Source organism: Corynebacterium amycolatum SK46 (assembly GCF_000173655.1).
GTDB classification, from domain to species: Bacteria; Actinomycetota; Actinomycetes; order Mycobacteriales; family Mycobacteriaceae; genus Corynebacterium; species Corynebacterium amycolatum_A.
Map to the genome: position 1 here is coordinate 1 of NZ_ABZU01000046.1, position 705 is coordinate 705.

Annotated in this window: 1 protein-coding gene; it reads left to right on the forward strand. The window is 58.6% G+C overall.

Annotated elements, in window-relative coordinates:
* Nucleotides 1–48 precede the first annotated feature (48 nt).
* The coding region (locus CORAM0001_RS11145) for a helix-turn-helix domain-containing protein (protein WP_157752562.1) at nt 49–705 on the forward strand (657 nt) is incomplete at its 3' end.

The following is a 705-nucleotide window of genomic DNA, read 5'->3' on the forward strand; positions in this document are numbered from 1 at the left end:
GGTAGGTTCAGGCGGTGAATGCATCACCACTTTCGACCAGGAGAAGTAGTGAAGCAAACCCGCCGATCGAAATACAGCGCCATCAAACCCATTGCGCTTGAACACATCGCCAACGGGGCATCAGCAAGCGCGGTAGGGCGCGATTTAGCGATCCCCCAACCAACAGTCAGGCGGTGGGCGCGACAAGCCGGAATTGAAATCCAGCACCAATCGCACTACCCGAAGGTCTCGATGCAGCATAAGCATCGCGTGATCTACGAGATGCTTATGGCCGGCACATATAGTGTCGCCCAGATTGCCGCGCAGGCCGGGGTGTGCACATCCACGGTGTATAACCGGCGGGCTAGTTTAACCACTATGAATACCCGCAGCCGGATAACACCCGGTGATGTATCTCGTGTTGGCACTGGTCGGCGGCTAGGGCTGGCCGAACGCTTAGTCATTGCCGAGCATCTGAGGGCAGGGCATTCGCACCGGCGTATCGCCCAGATAGTCTGTCGTAGTCAATCCACCGTCAGCCGTGAGATCGCCCGCAACAGCGTCGATGGTATCTACGATGCCTATCATGCTGATCAGGCCAGCCGCGGGCGTCTTGCTCGCCCAAAGCCACGCAAACTCGATGGCAATCGATTCTTACGCGCCCAGGTTGTTGGTCTGCTCAACCGTGGGGCCTCACCGCGTCAGGCCAGTGACAGGTTGGCTGCG